This is a genomic window from Microbulbifer epialgicus, assembly GCF_041447265.1.
Classification (GTDB): Bacteria; Pseudomonadota; Gammaproteobacteria; order Pseudomonadales; family Cellvibrionaceae; genus Microbulbifer; species Microbulbifer epialgicus.
Genome location: NZ_JBGMEK010000262.1, coordinates 1 through 757, shown reverse-complemented (window position 1 = coordinate 757; position 757 = coordinate 1). Strand labels below are relative to the sequence as shown.

General features: G+C 37.5%; 1 protein-coding gene. It reads right to left on the bottom strand.

Going from position 1 to position 757, the window contains the following annotated elements; translation table 11 throughout:
• Positions 1–12 precede the first annotated feature (12 nt).
• Positions 13–387 carry a hypothetical protein gene (locus ACCI49_RS24895; RefSeq protein WP_371841953.1) on the bottom strand — a complete coding sequence of 125 codons (375 nt, stop codon included), beginning with the start codon at positions 385–387 and terminating at the stop codon, positions 13–15.
• Positions 388–757: the final 370 nt, after the last annotated feature.

Genomic DNA, 757 nt, shown 5'->3' with positions numbered 1-757 from the left:
GACAACCACCGATCAGAGCGCTGCTTGATCAGACTGGCTAAACACCAGAATTGACAATAACTCGTTCATAGAGCCTACTTGATTGATGAAAATATTACTTTGTGAAGTATTAAATTGCTGGAGAGATTCCGATGTATTTAATTCTCCAACCTGTAGATGCGTCGCCACACTATTACTAGTGCCTGTAGTTTGAGAGGCATCGGAATCATTAGCGGTACCAATTTGAGCCTGCACAATTAAATTGTTTCGAATGGTTAGGTCCGATTGATCGGCAACAGCCATATTACCGCCTCCAACCTGAACTAATATGGCGTGATTATTATCCGAAAAAGCATTTACGCTAAATCCAATTAATACAGCCGCGGCGATGGGATGTAATGTTTTCATCAGTAAATCCATTACTTTCTATTGTCAAGCCCAGGCTATCCCCACTACAACTTCTCATGCGAAGCTTTCTATATTTATACGCAAGAACCTATAGCATTCATCTAACAACAGTTATAAATAAATTCGATTCGCAAAAGATAAGCGTGGCATGATATTTAGAACTCTATTGATTAAGGTGACTTTTAAATTCAAGCTTAAGCTTTACAGTAAACTGATAAATTACCATGAGAAGAAATAACTAAATTTCCAAGGAAATAGGTTGGAAAATGTCATTTGTCATCTTTTACGATAAAAATGGATTAGTTCAGACCAAATCTGACACATCCTCTTGAAAAAGAGGGGTTTACCAGTTTTGATGAAGGTGCCTAAA